Raw genomic sequence first — 20,130 nt, forward strand, 5'->3', positions numbered from 1 at the left:
CGCGTGGGTATCCAGATCTCGCCGAGCATCCTGTCCGCCGACTTCGCCCGGCTCGACGCCGAGCTCGGCCGCATCGCGACGGCCGACTGGGCGCACGTCGACGTGATGGACAACCACTTCGTCCCGAACCTGACCCTCGGCCTGCCGGTGGTCGAGGCGCTGGCCAAGGTCTCGCCGGTGCCCATCGACTGCCACCTCATGATCGAGGACCCGGACCGATGGGCCCCGGCCTACGCGGAGGCCGGGGCGCAGAGCGTCACCTTCCACCTGGAGGCGGCGGCCGCACCCGTGCGGCTGGCCCGCGAGCTGCGCACCCGCGGCGCCCGGGCCGGGGTGGCGCTGAAACCGGCGACGCCGGTCTCAGCCGTCGCGGACGTGCTGACCGAGGTCGACATGCTGCTCGTGATGACCGTGGAGCCCGGATTCGGCGGCCAGGCCTTCCTCGACGTGTGCCTGCCCAAGATCCGGCAGGCCCGCGAGGCGGTCCGGTCCTCCGGCCTGGACGTGTGGGTGCAGGTGGACGGCGGGGTGTCGGCCACCACGATCGAGCGCTGCGCCGAGGCCGGGGCCGACGTGTTCGTGGCCGGGTCGGCTGTTTACGGCGCGCCGGACGCCGCCGCGGAGATCACCCGCCTGCGGGAACTGGCGAGCGCTGCTGCGCACGGGTGATCGCACGGGTCAGGCGCGCGATGAGGCGTGGGTCTCATTTCCCCACCCTTGGCGGGAATGGGCCCCGGTGTGACACTGTTACCGGCAAGTGAAACAAGCAATGCGTGCTCCGGGGTCGGTGTAATTCCGAACCGGCGGTTACAGTCCGCGACCCGATCGCAGCCAGCGACCGGTTGACCTGGTGGAATTCCAGGACCGACGGTGAAAGTCCGGATGGGAGGCAGCACGCGGCGGCTTGAGGAGAGGTCTCTCCCTCGGGTCGTCCCGCACCGGTGTGTCCGGTGCGTCCCGTTACCCCGGAGCCCGCTCACGGAGCGAGGCAGGAGGGGTCGGATGTTCACCGGCATCGTCGAGGAGCTGGGCCAGGTCGTGGCCCGCGACGGCGACAGCGAGTCCGCGCGAGTCACGGTTCGAGGGCCCCTGGTCACCTCGGACGCCTTCCTCGGCGCGTCGATCGCGGTGAACGGCTGTTGCCTGACGGTCGTCACGCTCGACGGCGACACCTTTACGGCCGACGTGATGGCCGAGACCCTGCGCCGCACCTCCCTGGCCGACACCGAGCCGGGCGCGACGGTGAACCTCGAGCGGCCGGTGCAGGCCGGCGGCCGCCTCGGCGGGCACGTCGTCCAGGGGCACGTGGACGGCGTGGCCACGGTCGTCGAGCGCGTCCCGGGCGAGAACTGGGAGCTGGTGCGGGTCTCCGTACCGGCCGACCTGGCCCGCTACGTCGTGGCCAAGGGTTCGATCACCCTCGACGGGGTGTCGCTGACCGTCGCCGAGCTGGTCGACGCCCCCGACGGCACCGCGCTCGTCACCGTCTCGCTGATCCCCGAGACCCTCACCCGCACCACCCTCGGCCGGCGCCGCGTCGGCGACATCCTCAACGTGGAGGTCGACGTGCTCGCGAAGTACGTGGAACGCATGCAGACGAAGGTTCTGGAGGCCGCGCTGTGATCGGGCAGGACGCCATCGCCGCCGGGCTGAGTTCCGTGCTCGGCAGCTCCCTCGGCTTCGACGACGACGAGACCGACGGGACCCCGGCGCTCGACGAGACGACCCGGGAGCAGGGCGGCGTCGTCCGCCTGGACACCGTGGAGGCCGCGATCGAGGCGATGCGCCGCGGCCTGCCGGTGCTGGTCGTGGACGACGCCGACCGGGAGAACGAGGGCGACGTCATCCTCGCCGCCGAGCACGCCACCCCCGAATGGGTCGGCTGGACCGTGCGGCACACGTCGGGGATGCTCTGCGCCCCCATGTACGACGACCGGGCCGACGCGCTCGACCTGCCGCACATGGTCGAGCGCAACGAGGACTCGATGCGCACCGCGTACACGGTCTCCGTCGACGCCCGCCACGGCGTGCACACCGGGATCTCCGCGCAGGACCGCTCGACCACGCTGAAGCTGCTCGCCGCCGCCGAGGCCGGCCCCGGCGACTTCACCCGCCCCGGGCACGTCTTCCCGCTGCGCGCCCGCGCCGGCGGCGTGCTCGAACGCCGCGGCCACACGGAGGCGGCCGTCGACCTGTGCGTGCTCGCCGGGCTGGCCCCCGTCGGGGTGCTGGCCGAGGTCGTGGACGACGACGGCCCCACCACCCGCCTGCCCGGCCTGCGTGAGCTCGCGGACGAGCACGGGCTGCCGCTGATCAGCATCGCCGACCTGGCCGCCTACCGGTTGGCGCACGAGGCGCCGGCCGGAGCCCGGCCCGCCCCCGTCGTCCCGGCCCCCGTCGTCCCGGCCCCCGCCGTCCCGGCCCCCGCCGTCCGGGAACCTCAGCCCGTCGGCCGGGTCGAGCGAGTGACCGAGAGCCGCCTGCCCACGCAGCACGGCGAGTTCCGCGCCATCGCCTACCGCGACACGGTGACCGGCCACGAGCACGTGGCGCTGGTGTCGGGCCACCCGGCCGCGCACGGAGCCCTGGTCCGCGTGCACTCGGAGTGCCTGACCGGCGACGCCTTCGGATCGCTGCGCTGCGACTGCGGCCCGCAGCTGGACGCGGCGCTGGACCAGATCGCGGTCGAGGGCGGGGCCGTCGTCTACCTGCGCGGCCACGAGGGCCGGGGGATCGGCCTGCTGGCCAAGCTGACCGCCTACGCCCTGCAGGACACCGGTCTCGACACCGTGGCCGCCAACACGGTGCAGGGCCTGCCCGTCGACGCCCGCGAGTACGGCGCGGCGGCGGCGATCCTGACCGACCTGGGGCTGGACGACGTCCGGCTGCTGACCAACAACCCGGCCAAGGTGTCCGGGCTGGCCGAGCACGGCGTCACCGCCACTCGCGTCGGCATCGAGGTGGGCCGCACGCCCGAGAACGCGGCCTACCTGGCCACCAAGCGTGACCTGATGGGTCACCAGCTCGCACCGAATCTGGAGGGGATGACGCGATGAGCGGCGCAGGAGCACCCGAGGTCCAGGTCGTCGACGGCACCGGCCTGCGGGTCGGGGTCGTCGCCGCGACGTGGCACGCCGAGGTCATGGGCGGGTTGAAGGACGGCGTGTCCCGGGCCCTGTCGGCCTGCGGTGTCACCGACGTGACCCTGCTCGAGGTACCGGGCAGCTTCGAGCTCCCGGTCGCCGCCGCCCGGATGGCGGCCGCCGGGTACGACGCCGTCGTGGCGCTGGGCGTCGTGGTGCGGGGCGGGACGCCGCACTTCGACTACGTGTGCGCGGGCGCCACCCAGGGGCTGGTCGAGGTGTCGGTGCGGACCGGCGTCCCGGTCGGGTTCGGCCTGCTGACCTGCGACACCGTCGAGCAGGCCCTCGACCGGGCGGGCCTGCCCGGCTCCAGCGAGGACAAGGGGTTCGAGGCGGCCGCCGCGGCCGTGGCGACCGCCGGGGCCCTGCATCACCTGCCGACGCACACGCCGGCGGCCCTGATCGGGTGAATCCGGTGCCATCGGGTGACCCTGAAGTCACCCGGTCATCGTCCCTCCTGCGAGGTCGATAACCTCTACCCCGTGAAGACCTTCGAGGCGCTGTTCGCCGAGCTCAGCGAGAAGGCGACCAGCCGTCCCGCGGGGTCGGGCACGGTCGCCGAGCTGGACGCCGGCGTGCACGCCATCGGCAAGAAGGTGGTCGAGGAGGCCGCCGAGGTCTGGATGGCCGCCGAGCACGAGTCCGACGAGCGCACGGCCGAGGAGATCTCGCAGCTGCTGTACCACCTGCAGGTGCTGATGATCGCCCGCGGGCTGCGGCTGGACGACGTCTACGCGCATCTGTAGGGCCGAGGTGACGCCGGCGCGTCACCCGGCCCCGCGCGTAGAGAACGGCAACGTCCCCAGCCACACGCCCTGAAGGGAAAACCAGAATGTTGCGCGTCGCCGTCCCGAACAAGGGATCGCTGAGCGAGTCCGCCGCCGCCATGCTCCGCGAGGCGGGCTACCGGCAGCGCTCCGACGGGGGCCGGGAGCTGATGCTCGCCGACCCCGCCAACGACATCGAGTTCTTCTTCCTGCGCCCCCGCGACATCGCCGTCTACATCGGCACGGGCACCCTCGACCTCGGGATCACCGGCCGCGACCTGCTGCTGGACTCCGAGGCCCCGGCCGACGAGGTCGTCTCGCTCGGTTTCGGCGGGTCCACCTTCCGGTTCGCCGCCCCGCCGTCGGCGGTCACCGAGTTCGGCCAGATCGCGGGCCGCCGGGTGGCCACCAGCTATCCGGGCCTGGTCCGGCAGTACCTGGCCGACCGCGGCGTGGACGCCGAGGTGGTGCGCCTCGACGGGGCCGTCGAGACCGCCGTCAACCTGGGCGTGGCCGACGTGATCGCCGACGTCGTCGAGACCGGGACGACGCTGCGCGCGGCCGGTCTCGCGGTGTTCGGCGAGCCGATCCTCGAGTCGGAGGCCGTGCTCGTGCGGCGCCGTGGAGCCGACCCCGACCCGGCGGTCGACGTCCTGGTCCGGCGGCTGCAGGGTGTGCTCGTGGCCCGGCAGTACGTGCTGATGGACTACGACGTGCGCGTCGAGACCGTCGAGCAGGCCTGCGCGATCACGCCCGGCCTGGAGTCGCCGACGGTGTCGCCGCTGCACGACAAGGGCTGGGTGGCCATCCGCGCGATGGTGCCGCGCTCCCGCACGAACCAGGTGATGGACGACCTGTACGACCTCGGCGCCCGGGGCATCCTGGTCACCAGCATCCACGCCTGCCGACTCTGAGGAGTCATCCGTGTCGCCCGACCTGACCGCGCTCCACGCCCCCTTCCACGGGCGGCGCTCGCAGCGGGTCGCCTACGGGGTGGCGGCGGCACAGGCCGTCGTCCTGCTGGCCGCGATGACCGGGCTGGGCGAGGGGCTGACGTGGTTGGACCGGGCCGGATTCGTCCTGGTGGCCGGTGCGGTCGCCTGGTTCCTGTCCCGGCTGGGCGGGGTGGCGGCCTGGCCGAGCCAGGAGGGGATCGTCGTCCGGAACATCTTCGTGACCACGCGGCTGACCTGGGAGCAGGTGGAGAAGGTCAACTTCGGCGGCGGCGACCCGTGGGTCACGCTCGACCTGGTCGGCACCGCCGGGGAGGACCGGCTCGCGGTGATGGCCATCCAGCGCGCGGACGGCGTGTGGGGCCGGGCCGAGGCCAACCGCCTGGCCACCCTGGTGGCCCTGCACCGACGTTGAACCCGATGGTCCGGGTCCCCGGCCGGTGCAGGGCACGTTCAGGGGGTCACTTCGCGGCGGCCGCCGCGGCGTCCACCGCCTGCTTCACGGTCGCCGCGTCGAAACCGTTCAGCTTGGTGCCGTTGACCAGCAGCGTCGGGGTGCCGCTGATCCCGGCCTTCGACGAGTCCTCGGTGGCCTTGGCGACCCACGCCTCGTAGGTCTTGTTCTTCAGGGCGGTCGCCACGGCGTCCTCGTCGGCGCCGGCCTCACCGGCCAGCTTGGCGAGCTCGGCGTCGGACAACCCCGCCGAACCCTCCTCGGGCTGGTTCTCGAACAGCAGCTCGTGGAACTTGGGGAACGCCGTCGGGCTCGAGTTCTCCACCGCCGCCGCCGCATTCAGCGCTCGCGTGGAGTACTTGGTGGTCGAGCTGCCGTCCAGGAAGGCGATCGGCCGGTACTCGACCTTCAGCGTCCCGTCCTTGACCCAGGCGTTGATCTGGGCGCGGTTGGTCCTCTCGAACTGGCCGCAGTACGGACACATGAAGTCCTCGTACGCGACCAGCGTGACCTTGGCGTCCGCGTTCCCGACCACGAACGAGTTGCCCGACCCGATGTTGGCCGGAGGCGCGGCCGACGCGGCGGTGGTGTCGCGCTGCGCGTTCTGCACGATCACGAAGACACCGATCAGGACGGCCAGAACGGCCAGGACGGCCACGGACACGTACAGGGTGCGTTGCTGAGCCCGCTTGCGGGCGGCCTCGGCGCGCAGCTTGGCGGCCTTCTGCTCGCGGGACAGCTGCACACGCTGCTTCTTGGTCAGGTTCTGACCGGTCGGGCTGCTCATCGGGTCGTCGTCTTCCTCGGGGTGGGTTCGTCGTCGGGTAGTTCGTCGTCGTCCAGTTCGTCGAGCGGGACGTTCAGGCCGAGGGCGCCGTCCAGGGACAGCCGCGTCATCGGGCGCCGGACCAGCCACGCGCAGGCCAGGACGATGACCGTGTTCAGCACCAGTTCCCGCACGTAGCCGGGCACGGGGTTCGCCGACGGCCCGCTGTTGCCGAAGCAGCCGCACTCGATCTGCAGGCCGCGGGCCCACGCGCTGGACACCCCGACGATGAACATCACGCTCATCAGGGCTGTGACCGGGGCGGCCACCCGGACCAGCAGACCGGCCAGCAGCAGGAAGGCCAGGGCCAGTTCGACCGCGGGCAACGCCGTCCCGAACGCGGGGACGAACGCTTCGGGCAGCAGCCGGTAGTTGCGCACCGATCGGATCGTGGCGTCCAGGTCGGTGATCTTGGTCCAGCCGGACACGGCGAACACGCCGCCGACCACCAATCGGGCCAGTGTCCCGACCCAAGGGCTGTCCGCCCAGCGCCTCATCGCGATCTCCCCTTCCTGCGCCCGCCGAACGCTAGGAACCGTGGCTGGGAAAATCCTCGGAACTCTCCGTAGAGACCATGAGGTCGGCACGCTCACGCGTGCGATCGGCGGCATGGAATTCAGCCTCCTGCTGCGCCCAGCGGTGCCAGTAGGGCCGGTAGACCTCTCCGTCGCGGACCATGGCCCTGCGGTACCGCTCTGCCGGCGGTGCCTCCACCCACACCAGGGCCGCCAGGTAGGGGCTGCAGACCCGGGCGCCGCTGCCGACGCCGTCCAGCAGCAGGACGTCGACCGCGGGCACCGCCACCCGTCCGGCGTAACGCTCGGCGGCCCAGTCGTAGCGCCGGTACCCGGCCGGTTCGCCCGCGGCCAGCGGCTCCAGCAGCCATCGGGTGATGAGCGGCGGGGTGGCCTCAAGACCGTTCCACCCGGGGTACACGTCGTCCAGGTGGACGACGGCGACCGACGTCCCGGGGGCGGCCGCCTCGAGAAGGGCCGGGACGGCGTCCACCAGCGAGCTCTTCCCGGCGCCGCTGGGGCCGTCCACGGCGACCACGCGGGTCCGCCCGGCGCTCGGGGCGACCGAGAGGGCCAGTTCCAGCACCGCAGCCGCGTGATCAGGCATCAGCACCGCACATTACGCTGGCGGGGTGTCGGTCGCGGTCCGTGTCATCCCCTGTCTGGACGTGGACGCCGGGCGCGTCGTCAAGGGCGTCAACTTCGAGGGCCTGCGCGACGCGGGCGACCCGGTCGAGCTGGCCCGCCGCTACGACGCGGAGGGCGCCGACGAGCTGACCTTCCTCGACGTGACGGCCTCCTCGGGCAACCGGGAGACCATGTACGACGTGGTGGCCCGCACCGCCGAGCAGGTGTTCATCCCCCTCACCGTGGGCGGGGGCGTGCGCACGCCTGCCGACGTCGACCGGCTGTTGCGCGCGGGCGCCGACAAGGTGGGGGTCAACACCGCGGCCATCGCCCGGCCGGAGCTGATCTCGGAGGTCGCGCACCGGTTCGGGGCCCAGGTGCTGGTGCTGTCCGTGGACGCGCGCCGCTGCCCGCCCGGGACGACGACCGCCTCCGGGTTCGAGGTCACCACCCACGGCGGGCGCACCGGAACCGGCATCGACGCCGTCGAGTGGGCGGCCCGCGGCGCCGAGCTGGGGGCCGGGGAGATCCTGCTCAACTCGATGGACGCCGACGGCACCAAGGCCGGGTTCGACCTGGAGATGCTCGCGGCCGTGCGGTCACGGGTCGCGGTGCCGCTGGTGGCCAGCGGCGGGGCCGGGGCCGTCGAGCACTTCCCGCCGGCCATCGAGACGGGCGCGGACGCCGTGCTGGCGGCCAGCGTGTTCCACTTCGGTGAGCTGACGGTCGGCCAGGTCAAGGACGCGATCCGGGCGACGGGCGCCCCCGTGCGTTAGCGGCGCCAGAAGCCCTCCTAAAGACCGAGTTTCATCGAATGCAGGCGTTCTTGACCGGCTTCCGGACCGTCGAGCTCGACGTCCGCGGCGCCGCGCCGGCCGTAGGTGAAGAGCAGCAGCTCGAGGGGCTCGCCGCGCATCACCACGCCGCCCTCACCCTTGCCGATCGTCCTCGACTTGCCCGCCGACGCCCACTCGAGCGTCACCGGGAAACCGGCCCGGCGCAGGAAGAACCGCCCGGCGCCGACCGCGGTCGCCCAGACCCGGCGATTCAGGTCGTCCGGCAGCTCCCGCGGTTCCCAGTCCCCGCTGCCGCGCCGCACGTCCTCGTGGTGGACGAGGAACTCGGCGAGGTTCAGGTTGGCGTCGATCTTGGGCAGGTTCGACCAGCCGAGCAGGGGCGGCCCCGAGCGGAACTTGGCCACGGTCTTCTCGAAGTCGTGGCCGCGCGCGTAGCGGTGGGTCTCGCGGTCCATCCAGCCGGACAGCGGCGGGATGACGTTGCCGGCCGCCACGTCGGGGCGCCACTCGCGGGTCACCAGGTGCGCGGCCATCACCGAGACGGTCCAGCCGGTGCAGAGCGTGGGACTGTCGGGCCCGGCTGACAGCATGGCGTCGGCGAGGTTGCTGCGCTCGAGGGCGGAATGCGTCGGCATCGGAGCACCTTGTCATACGCGGCGGTCGAACCGCCCCCAGGACGAAGGAGACACGGGTGCCCGAACCGACCCACGCCGGGACGCTCCGGCGCGGAATGCGCGTCGTCGCGAAGGGCGCCCTGCAGGAGAAACCGGTGTTCGTGGCCGCCGTGGTGGGCAGCGCGGCCTACGGCGTCGGGACGGCGGCCGGTGGCTGGCTGCTCGGTCACGTGGTCGAGACGGTGCTCACGCCGGCGTTCGCGGCCGGGCACATCGCCACCGGGGAGCTCCTGCGCGCGGCCGGGCTGATCGCCCTGGTCGCGGTGGTCACGGCGGCCGGCGTGGCCAGCCGGCGGGTGGCGGCCGGGGTGACGATGTTCCGGCTGCAGGCCCGCTACCGGCGGGCACTGACCCGCCAGTTCCTGCGGCTGCCGTTGCAGTGGCACCACCGCCACCCGGCCGGCCAGCTGCTGTCCATCTCCAACGCCGACGTCGAGGCCACCTGGCAGATCTTCGCGCCGCTGCCGATGGCCCTGGGCGTCGTGGTGATGCTGGTGGTCGCCGTCGTCGCGATGTTCGCGGCCGACCCGGTGCTGGCGCTGATCGGCCTGCTCGTCCTGCCGTTGATCGTGCTGGCCAACGCCTGGTACCAGCGGCACATGTCCCCGGCGGTGATGCACGCGCAGGCGCTGCGGGCCGAGGTGTCCGACGTCGCGCACGAGAGCTTCGAGGCCGCGACCGTCGTCAAGACGCTGGGCCGGGAGACGGCCGAGACCGAGCGGTTCGGCGCCGCCGCCCGGCAGCTGCGGGACGCGAACGTCCGGGTCGGCCGGCTGCGCTCGCAGTTCGACCCGCTGATGGAGGCGCTGCCCACGGTCGGCACCCTGCTGGTGCTCGCCGTCGGGGCCTGGCGGGTGTCCCGGGGGGCCGCGCAGATCGGTGACCTGGTGCAGGTGGCCTACCTGCTCCAGCTGGTGGCCTTCCCGCTGCGGGCCACCGGCTGGGTGCTCGGCGAGCTGCCGCGCACGGCGGTCGGCTGGGAGCGGATGTCGATCGTGCTGGACGCCGGGGCCCGCGACGCACGATCTGAGGGGCCTGAGGGGCCCGAGGGGCCCGACGGGGATGAGCCGATGACGTACGGCGACGTGGCGCCGGCCGGGGCGGGCGCCGTCGGGCTGCGGGCCGACGGCGTGCACTACGCCTACTCGGGACCGGACGGCGAACGGTTCCCGGTGCTGCACGACGTGACCTTCGAGGTGCCGGCGGGGCGCACGGTGGCGATCGTCGGGCCGACGGGCTCGGGCAAGTCCACGCTGAGCTCGCTGCTCGTGCGGCTGGTCGACCCGGCCGACGGGCGGATCCTGCTCGACGGCGTCGACCTGCGGGCCCTGCGCGCGGGCGGGGTGGCCGAGGCCGCCGCCTACGTGCCCCAGTCGACGTTCGTGTTCGCGGACACCATCCGGGACAACGTCCGGCTCGGCGACCCGGCGCTCGACGACGACCGCGTCTGGCAGGCCCTCGACGTCGCCCGGGCGGCCCGGTTCGTCCGCGCGCTGCCCGACGGACTGGACACCGTGGTGGGGGAGCGCGGGGCCACGCTGTCGGGCGGGCAACGCCAACGGCTCGTCCTGGCCCGGGCCCTGGTCCGCTCGCCGCGCCTGCTGGTGCTGGACGACGCCACCTCGGCCATCGACCCCCGGGTGGAGGCCGAGATCCTGGCCGGGTTGCGCCCCTCCGGCGACGGGCAGGGAGCCGAGGACGCCCCACCGGTGACGGTTCTCGTGGTCGCCTACCGGCGGGCCACGATCGCACTGGCCGACGAGGTGGTCTACGTCGAGGGCGGCCGCGTGCTGGACCGGGGGACGCACGACGAGCTACTCGAGCGCAGCGACGGTTACCGGAAGCTGGTCACGGCCTACGACTCCCAGGACGACGCGGACGACGCGGACGACTCGTCCGATCTCGAGGGTGAGCTGGAGGGAGCCCGATGAGCGCCACCGACACCACCGGCACCGGCACCGGCTCAGGGACCGGCCTGGGCTCCGGCGCCGAGCGCGGGCTGCTCGACGTCCTGCGCCAGGGGTTCCGGCTGTCCCCGGAGTTCGTCCAGGGCCTGGGCTGGACCGTGGGTCTCGCCCTGCTGGCCACCTGCGGCCGCGTCCTCGTGCCGATCACCGTGCAGCAGACGCTCGACCGCGGGGTGACGCCGGAGCAGACCCGCCCCGGCCTGGTCCTCGTCCTGGTCCTCGTCGCGCTGGCCGGCTTGGTGGTCACGGGCGTCGCCTCGTACTTCAGCAACGTCCGCCTCTTCCGGGCCACCGAGTCGGGCCTGGCCACCCTGCGCACGACGGCCTTCCGGCACGTGCACGACCTGTCGGTGCTCACTCAGAACACGGAGCGCCGGGGCGCGCTCGTCTCGCGGGTGACCAGCGACGTCGACACCATCTCGACGTTCGTCCAGTGGGGCGGTCTGCTGCTGGTGCTCTCCACCGGGCAGCTGCTCGTGGCGACCGTGCTGATGGCCGTCTACTCCTGGCAGCTGACGCTGCTCGTCTGGGCCGCGTTCCTGCCGCTGTTCCTCGTCATCCCCCGCCTGCAGAAGCGGGTGTCGCTCGCCTACGGCCTGGTCCGTCGCCGGGTCGGCGAGACGCTCGGGGCGGTGGCGGAGTCGGTGGTGGGCGCCGACACGATCAGGGCCTACGGCGTCCAGGACCGCACCCAGAGCCGCATCGACGAGGCGATCGACGCCCAGCGCTCGGCGGCCACGCGGGCCCAGTTCCTGGTGGCGTTCTCGACCACGGCGGGGGCCCTGACGTCCGGTCTGGTGGTGGCGGCCGTCGTCCTGGTCGGCACCCTCGTCGGCGTCGACGGCGACCTGACGCTGGGCCGGCTGGTCGCCGTCCTGTTCCTGCTCCAGCTGTTCACGACGCCCGTGCAGATGGGCACCGAGGTGCTCAACGAGCTGCAGAACGCGGCCGCCGGGTGGCGGCGGATCCTCGGCGTGATGGACACCCCGGCCGAGGTGACCGAACCCGAGACCGGAGCCGTCGAGCTGCCCCGCGGGCCCGTGACCGTGCGGTTCGAGGAGGTCGGCTACGCCTACCCCGGCGGCGCGCCGGTGCTGACCGACGTGACGCTCGACCTGCCGTCCGGGTCGCGCGTCGCCGTGGTCGGCGAGACCGGTTCCGGCAAGACCACGCTCGCGAAACTGTTGACCCGCCTGATGGATCCGACGCAGGGGCGGGTGCTGCTCGACGGGGTCGACCTGCGCCGGGTGGCGACCCGCAGCCTGCGCGAGCGGGTCGTGATGGTGCCGCAGGAGGGCTTCCTGTTCGACCTCGACCTGGCCGCCAACGTCGCGTGGGCGCGGGACGGGGCGGGCGAGGACGACGTCCGCCGGGTCCTCGCGCAGCTCGGCCTGCTCGGCTGGGCCGAGTCGCTCGCCCACGGGCTGCACACCGCGGTCGGCCCGCGCGGTGAGTCGCTGTCGGCGGGGGAGCGGCAACTGGTGGCGCTGGCCCGCGCCGCCCTGGCCGACCCCGACCTGCTCGTCCTGGACGAGGCGACCTCCGCCGTCGACCCCGCCACCGAGGTCGCGCTGCAGCGCGCGCTCGACGGGGTCACCCGAGGTCGGACGTCGGTCACGATCGCGCACCGGCTCAGCACCGCCGAGGCGGCCGACCTGGTCGTGGTGGTGGACGCCGGGCGGGTCGTGGACGCCGGGTCGCACCGCGAGCTGCTCGGGCGCAGCGAGATCTACCAGGGGCTGCACGCGTCCTGGACGGCGCACACCGCGGCGGTCTGAACCCTCAGGTGGCGTCCGGGTCTCAGCGGCCCCGGCGGCGGGCCGTGAACTTCGCCTTGAGGTAGCGCCGCCGCACGCCGCGGGCCACCCGGGCCCGGACCACGGTGAGCAGTTCACCGGTCGTCAGCCGGCCGATGGGGGTCGAGTCCCGGACGGCCCGGCCGTGGGTCCGGACCTCGGTGCGCGAGGCGTCGCCCTCGCCGTCGGCCGCGCCGGCCCCGAGCCCGTCGGTCTCGGACGGTTCGACCTGCTCGGTTTCGAACCACGACTCACCCCGGGTCGAACGGGCCACCGCACCCAGCAGGGCCTCGACGGCCACCGTGACCGGCACGGTCTCGACGTCCACGGCGGGCCGGGCGGGCGCCGGGGGCGCGGCGAGCAGCTCGAGGTCGCCGATCACCCGCGCCCCGCTGGCCCGGATCGCCTCGACGTACCGCCCGCCCAGCTCCGCGGCCCGGTCGAGCGCCCACTGCGGCGTGCGTAGGGCGGTCTCGGCGTCGGGCGGGGTGCCGTTGCGCACGGCCCGGGCGATCGCCCCGTAGCGGACCAGGTGGGCGTAGTCGTCCCACGGCATCGCCGAGCTGCGCAGCACGACGTTGATCTGCCGGAAGAGTTCGCTCTCGGCCGCGGTCATCGACCGGTTCTCGAGACCCTCGCGGGTCGCGCCGCCTTCCCGCAGCAGCCCGTCCGGGAGGGCCATGAGGTGCGCGAACGAGCGGTAGATCAGCTCCCGGTCCGTGGGGTCCAGCACCATCACGACCGTGCGGTCGGCGCCGACGGCGCCGGCCCAGCGGGACACGACCGCGCCGTGGTCGTGCCGGCGCCAGAACGAGGGCGTCACGTCCTTGCGCGGCGGGTCGTCGAGGACGGCGTGCAGCCACTCCTCGTACGGCAGCTGGTGCCCGCTCTTCAGGTACTGCTGCCAGGCCGACGGCAGGATCCTGGCCAGCGGCCGGAGGGTGACCACCACGTGCGGGTCGTACCCGGCCAGGTCCGCGACCACCTGCTTCACCTGCTTGGGCCGGGCCTCGCAGAAGTACTCGCTGGAGACGAACTGCCGCAGCGCCCCCGGCCGGGCGGGCCCGTTCTCGGCGAGCTGGTCGAGCAGTCCCTGCCAGTGGTGCGCCCCGTACGGCTTGCGTCCGGCGCCGCCGTAGCCGACCAGCGACCCGACGGCCGACAGGGCACCCCGGGCCTGCTGGAGCGGGGTGCCCGGCATCCTCATGCCGAGTTCGGCGAGCCGTCCGGGGCTCTGCTGGGCCAGGGTGCCGAAGGCGTTCTGGATGGCCGTGGTCCCGGTCTTGGGGACGCCGATGTGCAGCAGCAGGGCGCCCTCGGGAACAGGGGGAACAGGGGGAACAGGGGAGTCGCCCTGAGTGTCCCCGACGGCGTCGGCAGGAATACGCGGTTCCACCAGCAGTTCAAGCCCTTCGGTCTTCACCCCGCGTACGTTCTCGGTCACGGTGAATTACTACCGCACAATCGCCGCGTGTGCCTGGGTATGGATTGTGGGCCTACTGTGAGCGCCCCGCCAACCGGCGGTACGCCTACGGCGTGCGGCCCCGCCCGCAGTGCGAGAATCCTCGACGTGCCCAACGAGACGACGCCCGGTGCCGGTTCCCCGGCTGATTCCCCGCTGCCCGCCGACCTGGCCGCGGCGCTGAAGCGGACCGCCGACGGCCTGGTCTGCGCCGTCGTCCAGCAGTACGACACCCGCGAGGTGCTGATGGTCGGCTGGATGGACGACGAGGCCCTGCACCGGACGTTGACCGGTGGCCGGGCCACCTACTGGAGCCGCAGCCGGCAGGAGTACTGGCGCAAGGGCGACACCAGCGGTCACGTGCAGCACGTGAAGGCGGTCGCGCTCGACTGCGACGGCGACGCGCTCCTGCTGCAGGTGGACCAGGTCGGCGCCGCCTGCCACACCGGCGACCGGACCTGCTTCGACGCGCACCCCCTGCCCCTGACGGAGGGCGCCGCGTGAGCGAGCCGACGCCCGACCTGGCCCCCGGCGCCACCTGGCCCGGCGTCGACGACTTCCGGGTGCTGGCCAAGGATCGCCGGGTGGTCCCGGTCGTGCGCCGGTTCCTGGCCGACGCCGAGACGCCGGTCGGGGTGTACCGCAAGCTGGCCGGCGACCGGCCCGGCACGTTTCTGCTCGAGTCGGCCGAGCACGGCGGCGTGTGGTCCCGCTGGAGCATCGTGGGGGCCGCCAGCCGGGCCACCCTCACGGCCCGCGACGGGCAGGCGCACTGGATCGGCGACCCGCCCGTCGGCGTCCCGACCGGCGGCGACCCGCTGGCCGCGCTGCGCGACACGGTGGCCGCCCTGCGCACCCCGCACCTGCCGGGCCTGCCCCCGCTGACCGGCGGCATGGTCGGCTACCTGGGTTGGGACGCCGTGCGCCGGTGGGAACGACTGCCCGACCGGACCGAGGACGAGCTCCAGGTACCCGAGCTGGCGATGAGCCTGGCCACGGACCTGGCCGTGCTCGACCACGCCGACGGCTCGCTCCTCCTGATCGCCAACGCCGTCAACTACGACGACACCGACGAGCGCGTCGACGAGGCGTGGGCCGACGCCGTGGCCCGGCTCGACCGGATGACCGCGGCGCTGGCCGAACCCGCGCCCAGCTCGGTGGCCGTCCACGACCGGGCCGACGCGCCGCCGCGCCCGCGGCAGCGCACCGCGCAGGCCGACTACCTGGACGCCGTGCGCGCGGGCCAGGTGGCCATCGTCGACGGCGAGGTCTTCCAGGTGGTCCTGTCGCAACGCTTCGACCTCGACTGCACCGCCGAGGCGCTCGACGTGTACCGGGTGCTGCGAGCCTCGAACCCGAGCCCCTACATGTACCTGTACCGCACCGAGGACGGCACCGGCCGGCCGCTGGCCGTCGTCGGCTCCTCACCCGAGGCGCTGGTGAAGGTCACCGGCGGGCGGGCGATCACGCACCCCATCGCCGGCACCCGGCCGCGCGGGGCCACGGCCGCGGAGGACTCCGACCTCGGGGACGAGCTGCTGGCCGACGAGAAGGAACGGGCCGAGCACCTGATGCTGGTCGACCTGGCCCGCAACGACCTGGGCCGGGTGTGCCGGGCGGGCTCCGTGGAGGTCGTGGACTTCATGGAGATCGAGCGCTACAGCCACGTCATGCACCTGGTCTCCACGGTCGAGGGCGACCTCGCCCCGGGCCGCACCGCGTACGACGTCCTGCAGGCCACGTTCCCGGCGGGCACGCTGTCGGGGGCCCCCAAGCCCCGGGCGATGGAGCTGATCGAGGAGCTGGAACCGGTCCGGCGCGGGCTGTACGGCGGCGTGGTCGGCTACCTCGACTTCGCGGGCGACATGGACATGGCCATCGCGATCCGGACCGCGCTGCTGCGCGACGGCGTCGCCCACGTCCAGGCCGGGGCCGGGATCGTCGCGGACTCGGTCCCCGAACGCGAGGACGAGGAGTGCCGCAACAAGGCGGCCGCCGTCCTGCGGGCCGTGCAGGCCGCGAACACGCTGCGACCCGCCCGATGACCCGTTCGCGGGCCCTCACCGTCGCGCTCGGCCTGCTGGGCGGCCTCCTGGCCCTCGCGGCCGTGAACCGTACCTGGGTGACGGAACGGGTGGCCGGGCTGCCGGACGCCGCGGCCACGCAGGTCAGCGGCGACTCGGCCGCCCCCTCGGTGCCCGCGCTCGCGCTGGTCGCCCTCGCCGCGGTCGTCGTGCTCGGGACGGCGGGCCGCGCCGGCCGGTACATCGCCGCCGCCCTGCTGGTGGTCGCCGGCGTGGGCATCCCGGCGGCGGTCCTGCAGGCGCGAGGGGACGCCGCCGGACCGGTCTCCGCGTGGGCGTGGGTGACCGCCGCGGCGGGGGTCCCGCTCCTGGTGGCGGGGGTGGCGGCGTTCGCGCTGGCCGGGCGCTGGCCACGACCGACCCGGCGGTACGAGCGCACCGGCGGTCCCGCGGAACCGCCGTCCCGGGCCGACCGTTCGGCAGATCGTTCGGCAGACCGTTCCGCCCCGGAGAGCGATGCGTGGGCCAGCCTCTCGCGGGGCGAGGACCCGACGTGATCGCCGCCCTGGCAGAATGCCTGTGCTCGTGACGACCGTGACTCTGGGGAGAGACCCGATGGCCAAGACGACCGACCAGCCCGTGGTGGACCCGGCGCGGGTGCTGCCCCACGACCCGTACGGGCACGGTCACTCCATCGCCGCGTGGGCGGCCGTCACGATCGTCATGGTCGGCTTCGGCGTGGCGAGCATCGGCTTCGTGATCCCGAACGTGCCGCTGGCCATCGTCGGTGGCGTGATCGCGCTGGCCGGCGGGCCGATCGGCAAGATCCTGGGCGCCATGGGCCTGGGCTCGTCGCACGGCTCCACCCGCTGAGACCGGGCCCCCGTGAGCGACCAGCCGAACGACCCGAACGGTCAGCCCCCGTACGGTTCGCAGCCGCCCTACGGCTCGCAGCCGGAGCCGCAGCAGCCGCCGGCGTACGGCCAGCCCGACCCGAACCAGCCGACCTACGGGCAGCCGCCGGCGTACGGCCAGCCCGCGCAGCCCGAGTACGGGCAGCCCCAGTACGGGCAACCCCAGTACGGCCAGCCGGGCTACGGGCAGCCGGGCTACGGGCAGCCGGGGCAGTACGGCCAGCCCGGCTACCCCTACGGCGGGAACCCTTACGCCGCAGCGGGTCCGACGCCGCCGAACTACCTGGTCTGGTCGATCATCCTGACCGTCCTCGGCTTCCTGTGCTGCCTCCTGCCGGCCATCCCGGGGGTCGTCGGCATCGTCTACGGCGCCCAGGTCAGCTCGAAGTGGAACGTCGGTGACGTGGCCGGTGCGCAGGACGCGTCGTCCAAGGCCCGGCTCTGGACGATCATCGGCGCCGTGACCACCGCGGTGTTCTTCGTCGGGCTGTTCCTGCTGGGCCTGCTCGGTGCCTTCGCCGACAGCGGCTCGACCTTCTGAGCCGGCCCCACCGCTCACCCGCTACCTGCCGGTCGCGGGGCTCACGGCCGTCGTCGCCGGGGCGGTGGCCACGCTGGCCGTCGTCGACCCCCATCAGGCGGGCCACTACCCGACGTGCCCCTTCCTGGCGCTGACCGGCTGGTACTGCCCGGGCTGCGGGTCGCTACGGGCCGTGCACGACCTGACCCGCGGCGACCTGACCGGCGCGCTGGGGATGAACCCGCTGTTCGTCGTCCTGCTGCCCGTGCTCCTGGGTCTGTACCTCAACTGGTGGCGGCGCCTGGTGACCGGCCGCTACGGCCCGGGGCACCCGCCGTCCGTGCCCGGGTGGGTCCCGGTGGCCGTCCCCGTGCTCGTGCTGGCCTTCTGGGTGCTGCGCAACCTCCCCTTCGGGGCCGTACTGGCCCCCTGACCTGCTGTTTCGGCGGTCGGGGGCTTAGGGGCGTCAGGAGCACCCCTGACGGGTGGGTACGATCGTGGCGGCCATCCGGTAGCCGAGGGAGTGTCGTGTGACAGTGCTCGAGGACATCCTCGACGGGGTTCGTGAGGACCTCGCCGAGCGACAGAGCCGTACCTCCCTGGAGGCGCTGCAGGAGCAGGCGCAGGGCCGGCGCGAAGCCCTCGCCGCCGAGTCGGTGCTGCGCGACGGCGACACGGTCAAGATCATCGCCGAGGTGAAGCGGTCCAGCCCGAGCAAGGGCGCGTTGGCCGTCATCGCCGATCCGGCGGGCCTGGCCTCGGAGTACGAGTCGGGCGGGGCCAGCGTGATCAGCGTGCTGACCGAGCAGCGCCGCTTCGGGGGCAGCCTCGAGGACCTGGCCGCGGTCCGGCAGGCGGTGGACGTGCCGATCCTGCGCAAGGACTTCGTGGTCTCCAGCTACCAGGTCTGGGAGGCCCGGGCGCACGGTGCGGACGTCGTCCTGCTGATCGTGGCGGCCCTGGAGCAGGAGGCCCTGGTCTCCCTCACCGAACGGGTTCACTCCCTCGGGATGACCGCCCTCGTCGAGGTGCACGACGCCGAGGAACTGTCCCGAGCCGTCGACGCCGGGGCCCGCGTGATCGGCGTCAACACGCGCAACCTGCACACGCTCGAGGTCAGGCGCGAGGTGTTCGCCGAGCTGGCCCCGAAGATCCCGAGCGGGATCGTGCGGATCGCCGAGTCCGGCGTCCGCGGCCCGCACGACGTCTTCGACTACGCGCGGTCCGGGGCGCACGCCGTCCTGGTCGGTGAGAGCCTCGTGATCGGCAAGGACCCGCGCAGTGCGGTCGCCGACCTGGTCGCGGCCGGTTCGCACCCGGCGCTGCGGGCGGGGCAGCCGGCCCGGGAGCCGCGCGAATGACCGACACGACGCACGACACGACGCCCGACACGACGCCCGCCTCCCTGCGCGACGCCTACGGTCCCTACTTCGGCCGGTTCGGCGGCCGGTTCGTGCCGGAGGCCCTCGTCGCGGCCCTCGAGGAGCTGGAGCGCGAGTACCGGGCGGCCCAGGCCGACCCGGCCTTCCAGGCCGAGCTCGACGAACTGCACCGCACCTACACGGGGCGGCCGAGCATCCTCACCGAGGCGCCGCGGTTCGCGGAACACGCCGGCGGGGCGCGCATCCTGCTGAAGCGGGAAGACCTGAACCACACGGGTTCTCACAAGATCAACAACGTGCTGGGCCAGGCCCTGCTGACGAAGCGGATGGGCAAGCCGCGGATCATCGCCGAGACCGGCGCCGGCCAGCACGGCGTGGCCAGCGCGACCGCCGCGGCCCTGCTCGGCCTCGAGTGCGTCGTCTACATGGGCGAGGAGGACACCCGCCGGCAGGCGCTGAACGTGGCCCGGATGCGCCTGCTGGGTGCCGAGGTGGTCCCGGTGAGTTCGGGTTCGCGGACGCTCAAGGACGCGATGAACGAGGCGATGCGCGACTGGGTGACCAACGTCGACCGCACCCACTACCTGATCGGCACGGTCGCCGGGCCGCACCCGTTCCCGAGCATGGTCCGCGACTTCCACCGGGTGATCGGCGACGAGGCCCGGGCCCAGGTGCTGGACCTGGTCGGCCGACTGCCCGACCTGGTCTGCGCGTGCGTCGGCGGAGGCTCGAACGCGATCGGCATCTTCGACGCCTTCCTCGACGACGCCGGGGTGGAGCTACTGGGTCTCGAGGCCGGTGGGGACGGCGTGAGCACCGGTCGGCACGCGGCCTCCATCACCGGGGGTGACCCGGGCGTGCTGCACGGCAGCCGCACCTTCGTGCTGCAGGACGAGGACGGGCAGACCATCGAGAGCCACTCCATCTCGGCGGGCCTCGACTACCCGGGCGTCGGCCCCGAGCACTCGTGGCTGCACGAGATCGGCCGGGCCCGGTACGAGCCGGTGACCGACGCCGAGGCGATGGATGCGTTCCGGCTGCTGTGCCGCACCGAGGGCATCATCCCGGCGATCGAGAGTGCGCACGCGCTGGCCGGAGCCCTCCGGGAGGGCAAGCGCCTGGGCGAGGGCGGCGTGGTGCTGGTCAGCCTCTCGGGCCGCGGCGACAAGGACGTCGACACGGCGGCCCGCTGGTTCGGCCTGATCGACGGGGTGGACCTGGTGGTCTCCGAGGCTGAGCGGGTCGTGGCCGCCGACGAGGAGAAGTCCGGAAGTTGACGTATCGCTGAATGCTCCGGTTAGGTATGCCT

At 73.5% G+C, this 20,130-nt stretch carries 23 protein-coding genes and 1 riboswitch; of the genes, 18 read left to right on the forward strand and 5 right to left on the reverse strand.

The annotated features are described in order from the left end of the window. Positions 1 to 3 precede the first annotated feature (3 nt). The 7 genes from rpe to ACIB24_RS17825 all read left to right on the forward strand — a co-directional run bounded on the left by rpe (position 4) and on the right by ACIB24_RS17825 (position 5,278). On the forward strand, positions 4 to 669 hold the full coding sequence (rpe, locus tag ACIB24_RS17795) for a ribulose-phosphate 3-epimerase (protein WP_398283109.1): 666 nt from the start codon (positions 4 to 6) through the stop codon (positions 667 to 669). 100 nt (positions 670 to 769) lie between these two features. Continuing rightward, a riboswitch (FMN riboswitch) is annotated at positions 770 to 900 on the forward strand. A 102-nt stretch (positions 901 to 1,002) separates the two neighbouring features. Beyond that, positions 1,003 to 1,623: a riboflavin synthase gene (locus ACIB24_RS17800; RefSeq protein ID WP_398283111.1), complete on the forward strand. Its 621-nt coding sequence runs from the start codon at positions 1,003 to 1,005 to the stop codon at positions 1,621 to 1,623. A 128-nt stretch (positions 1,624 to 1,751) separates the two neighbouring features. Continuing rightward, positions 1,752 to 3,056: a 3,4-dihydroxy-2-butanone-4-phosphate synthase gene (gene ribB, locus ACIB24_RS17805; protein WP_398283612.1), complete on the forward strand. Its 1,305-nt coding sequence runs from the start codon at positions 1,752 to 1,754 to the stop codon at positions 3,054 to 3,056. After that, positions 3,053 to 3,553, forward strand: coding sequence for a 6,7-dimethyl-8-ribityllumazine synthase (gene ribH, locus ACIB24_RS17810; protein WP_398283113.1), 501 nt, complete (start codon positions 3,053 to 3,055; stop codon positions 3,551 to 3,553). The genes ribB and ribH overlap by 4 nt, the downstream gene beginning before the upstream one ends. A gap of 72 nt (positions 3,554 to 3,625) precedes the next feature. Continuing rightward, positions 3,626 to 3,889: a phosphoribosyl-ATP diphosphatase gene (locus ACIB24_RS17815; protein ID WP_398283115.1), complete on the forward strand. Its 264-nt coding sequence runs from the start codon at positions 3,626 to 3,628 to the stop codon at positions 3,887 to 3,889. An 86-nt stretch (positions 3,890 to 3,975) separates the two neighbouring features. After that, on the forward strand, positions 3,976 to 4,824 hold the full coding sequence (hisG, locus tag ACIB24_RS17820) for an ATP phosphoribosyltransferase (RefSeq protein WP_398283117.1): 849 nt from the start codon (positions 3,976 to 3,978) through the stop codon (positions 4,822 to 4,824). 10 nt (positions 4,825 to 4,834) lie between these two features. Next, complete coding sequence (locus ACIB24_RS17825) at positions 4,835 to 5,278, forward strand: PH domain-containing protein (protein ID WP_398283119.1); 444 nt, start codon at positions 4,835 to 4,837, stop codon at positions 5,276 to 5,278. Between the two features lie 46 nt (positions 5,279 to 5,324). On the opposite strand, the gene ACIB24_RS17830 is transcribed toward ACIB24_RS17825, so the two are convergent. Genes ACIB24_RS17830 through ACIB24_RS17840 form a run of 3 tightly spaced genes read right to left on the reverse strand, consistent with a single transcriptional unit; the run spans position 5,325 to position 7,265 of the window. After that, entirely contained in the window at positions 5,325 to 6,104 is a 780-nt protein-coding gene (locus ACIB24_RS17830; RefSeq protein WP_398283121.1) for a DsbA family protein, read from the reverse strand. After that, positions 6,101 to 6,640, reverse strand: coding sequence for a MauE/DoxX family redox-associated membrane protein (locus tag ACIB24_RS17835; protein WP_398283124.1), 540 nt, complete (start codon positions 6,638 to 6,640; stop codon positions 6,101 to 6,103). The genes ACIB24_RS17830 and ACIB24_RS17835 overlap by 4 nt, the downstream gene beginning before the upstream one ends. Positions 6,641 to 6,671: 31 nt before the next feature. Then, on the reverse strand, positions 6,672 to 7,265 hold the full coding sequence (locus tag ACIB24_RS17840) for a uridine kinase (protein ID WP_398283126.1): 594 nt from the start codon (positions 7,263 to 7,265) through the stop codon (positions 6,672 to 6,674). Between the two features lie 25 nt (positions 7,266 to 7,290). On the opposite strand from ACIB24_RS17840, the gene hisF reads away from it, so the two are divergent. Continuing rightward, entirely contained in the window at positions 7,291 to 8,061 is a 771-nt protein-coding gene (gene hisF, locus ACIB24_RS17845) for an imidazole glycerol phosphate synthase subunit HisF (protein WP_398283128.1), read from the forward strand. Positions 8,062 to 8,078: 17 nt separating this feature from the next. Here the strand turns inward: hisF and ACIB24_RS17850 are convergent, their stop codons facing one another. Next, positions 8,079 to 8,717: a TIGR03085 family metal-binding protein gene (locus ACIB24_RS17850; protein ID WP_398283130.1), complete on the reverse strand. Its 639-nt coding sequence runs from the start codon at positions 8,715 to 8,717 to the stop codon at positions 8,079 to 8,081. 95 nt (positions 8,718 to 8,812) lie between these two features. On the opposite strand from ACIB24_RS17850, the gene ACIB24_RS17855 reads away from it, so the two are divergent. Both ACIB24_RS17855 and ACIB24_RS17860 read left to right on the forward strand, forming a co-directional pair. After that, positions 8,813 to 10,687, forward strand: coding sequence for an ABC transporter ATP-binding protein (locus ACIB24_RS17855; RefSeq protein WP_449619061.1), 1,875 nt, complete (start codon positions 8,813 to 8,815; stop codon positions 10,685 to 10,687). Then, the gene (locus ACIB24_RS17860; RefSeq protein WP_398283135.1) at positions 10,684 to 12,501 is read left to right on the forward strand and encodes an ABC transporter ATP-binding protein; all 1,818 of its coding nucleotides are present in this window, start codon (positions 10,684 to 10,686) and stop codon (positions 12,499 to 12,501) included. The genes ACIB24_RS17855 and ACIB24_RS17860 overlap by 4 nt, the downstream gene beginning before the upstream one ends. 22 nt (positions 12,502 to 12,523) lie before the next feature. On the opposite strand, the gene ACIB24_RS17865 is transcribed toward ACIB24_RS17860, so the two are convergent. Further along, a complete protein-coding gene (locus ACIB24_RS17865) occupies positions 12,524 to 13,963 on the reverse strand; it encodes a hypothetical protein (protein ID WP_398283137.1) in 1,440 nt (479 codons plus the stop codon). A gap of 126 nt (positions 13,964 to 14,089) precedes the next feature. On the opposite strand from ACIB24_RS17865, the gene hisI reads away from it, so the two are divergent. From hisI to trpB, 8 genes are all read left to right on the forward strand, one after another. Continuing rightward, complete coding sequence (gene hisI, locus ACIB24_RS17870; protein WP_398283139.1) at positions 14,090 to 14,485, forward strand: phosphoribosyl-AMP cyclohydrolase; 396 nt, start codon at positions 14,090 to 14,092, stop codon at positions 14,483 to 14,485. Next, positions 14,482 to 16,026 (forward strand): anthranilate synthase component I, encoded by a 1,545-nt coding sequence (locus ACIB24_RS17875; protein WP_398283141.1) that lies wholly within the window; start codon positions 14,482 to 14,484, stop codon positions 16,024 to 16,026. The genes hisI and ACIB24_RS17875 overlap by 4 nt, the downstream gene beginning before the upstream one ends. Further along, entirely contained in the window at positions 16,023 to 16,562 is a 540-nt protein-coding gene (locus ACIB24_RS17880) for a Trp biosynthesis-associated membrane protein (RefSeq protein WP_398283143.1), read from the forward strand. Before ACIB24_RS17875 ends, ACIB24_RS17880 begins: the two co-directional genes overlap by 4 nt. Positions 16,563 to 16,620: 58 nt before the next feature. Then, positions 16,621 to 16,878, forward strand: a complete 258-nt coding sequence (locus ACIB24_RS17885) for an HGxxPAAW family protein (RefSeq protein ID WP_398283145.1) — start codon at positions 16,621 to 16,623, stop codon at positions 16,876 to 16,878. A 12-nt stretch (positions 16,879 to 16,890) separates the two neighbouring features. Next, positions 16,891 to 17,460 carry a CD225/dispanin family protein gene (locus ACIB24_RS17890; RefSeq protein ID WP_398283147.1) on the forward strand — a complete coding sequence of 190 codons (570 nt, stop codon included), beginning with the start codon at positions 16,891 to 16,893 and terminating at the stop codon, positions 17,458 to 17,460. Beyond that, positions 17,429 to 17,872, forward strand: a complete 444-nt coding sequence (locus ACIB24_RS17895) for a DUF2752 domain-containing protein (RefSeq protein WP_398283149.1) — start codon at positions 17,429 to 17,431, stop codon at positions 17,870 to 17,872. The genes ACIB24_RS17890 and ACIB24_RS17895 overlap by 32 nt, the downstream gene beginning before the upstream one ends. A gap of 97 nt (positions 17,873 to 17,969) precedes the next feature. Then, complete coding sequence (gene trpC / locus ACIB24_RS17900) at positions 17,970 to 18,800, forward strand: indole-3-glycerol phosphate synthase TrpC (protein ID WP_398283151.1); 831 nt, start codon at positions 17,970 to 17,972, stop codon at positions 18,798 to 18,800. Continuing rightward, positions 18,797 to 20,098: a tryptophan synthase subunit beta gene (trpB, locus tag ACIB24_RS17905; protein ID WP_398283153.1), complete on the forward strand. Its 1,302-nt coding sequence runs from the start codon at positions 18,797 to 18,799 to the stop codon at positions 20,096 to 20,098. The genes trpC and trpB overlap by 4 nt, the downstream gene beginning before the upstream one ends. Positions 20,099 to 20,130: the final 32 nt, after the last annotated feature.

The sequence above is a fragment of the Spongisporangium articulatum genome, from assembly GCF_044465595.1.
In the GTDB taxonomy this organism is placed as follows: Bacteria; Actinomycetota; Actinomycetes; order Actinomycetales; family Kineosporiaceae; genus Spongisporangium; species Spongisporangium articulatum.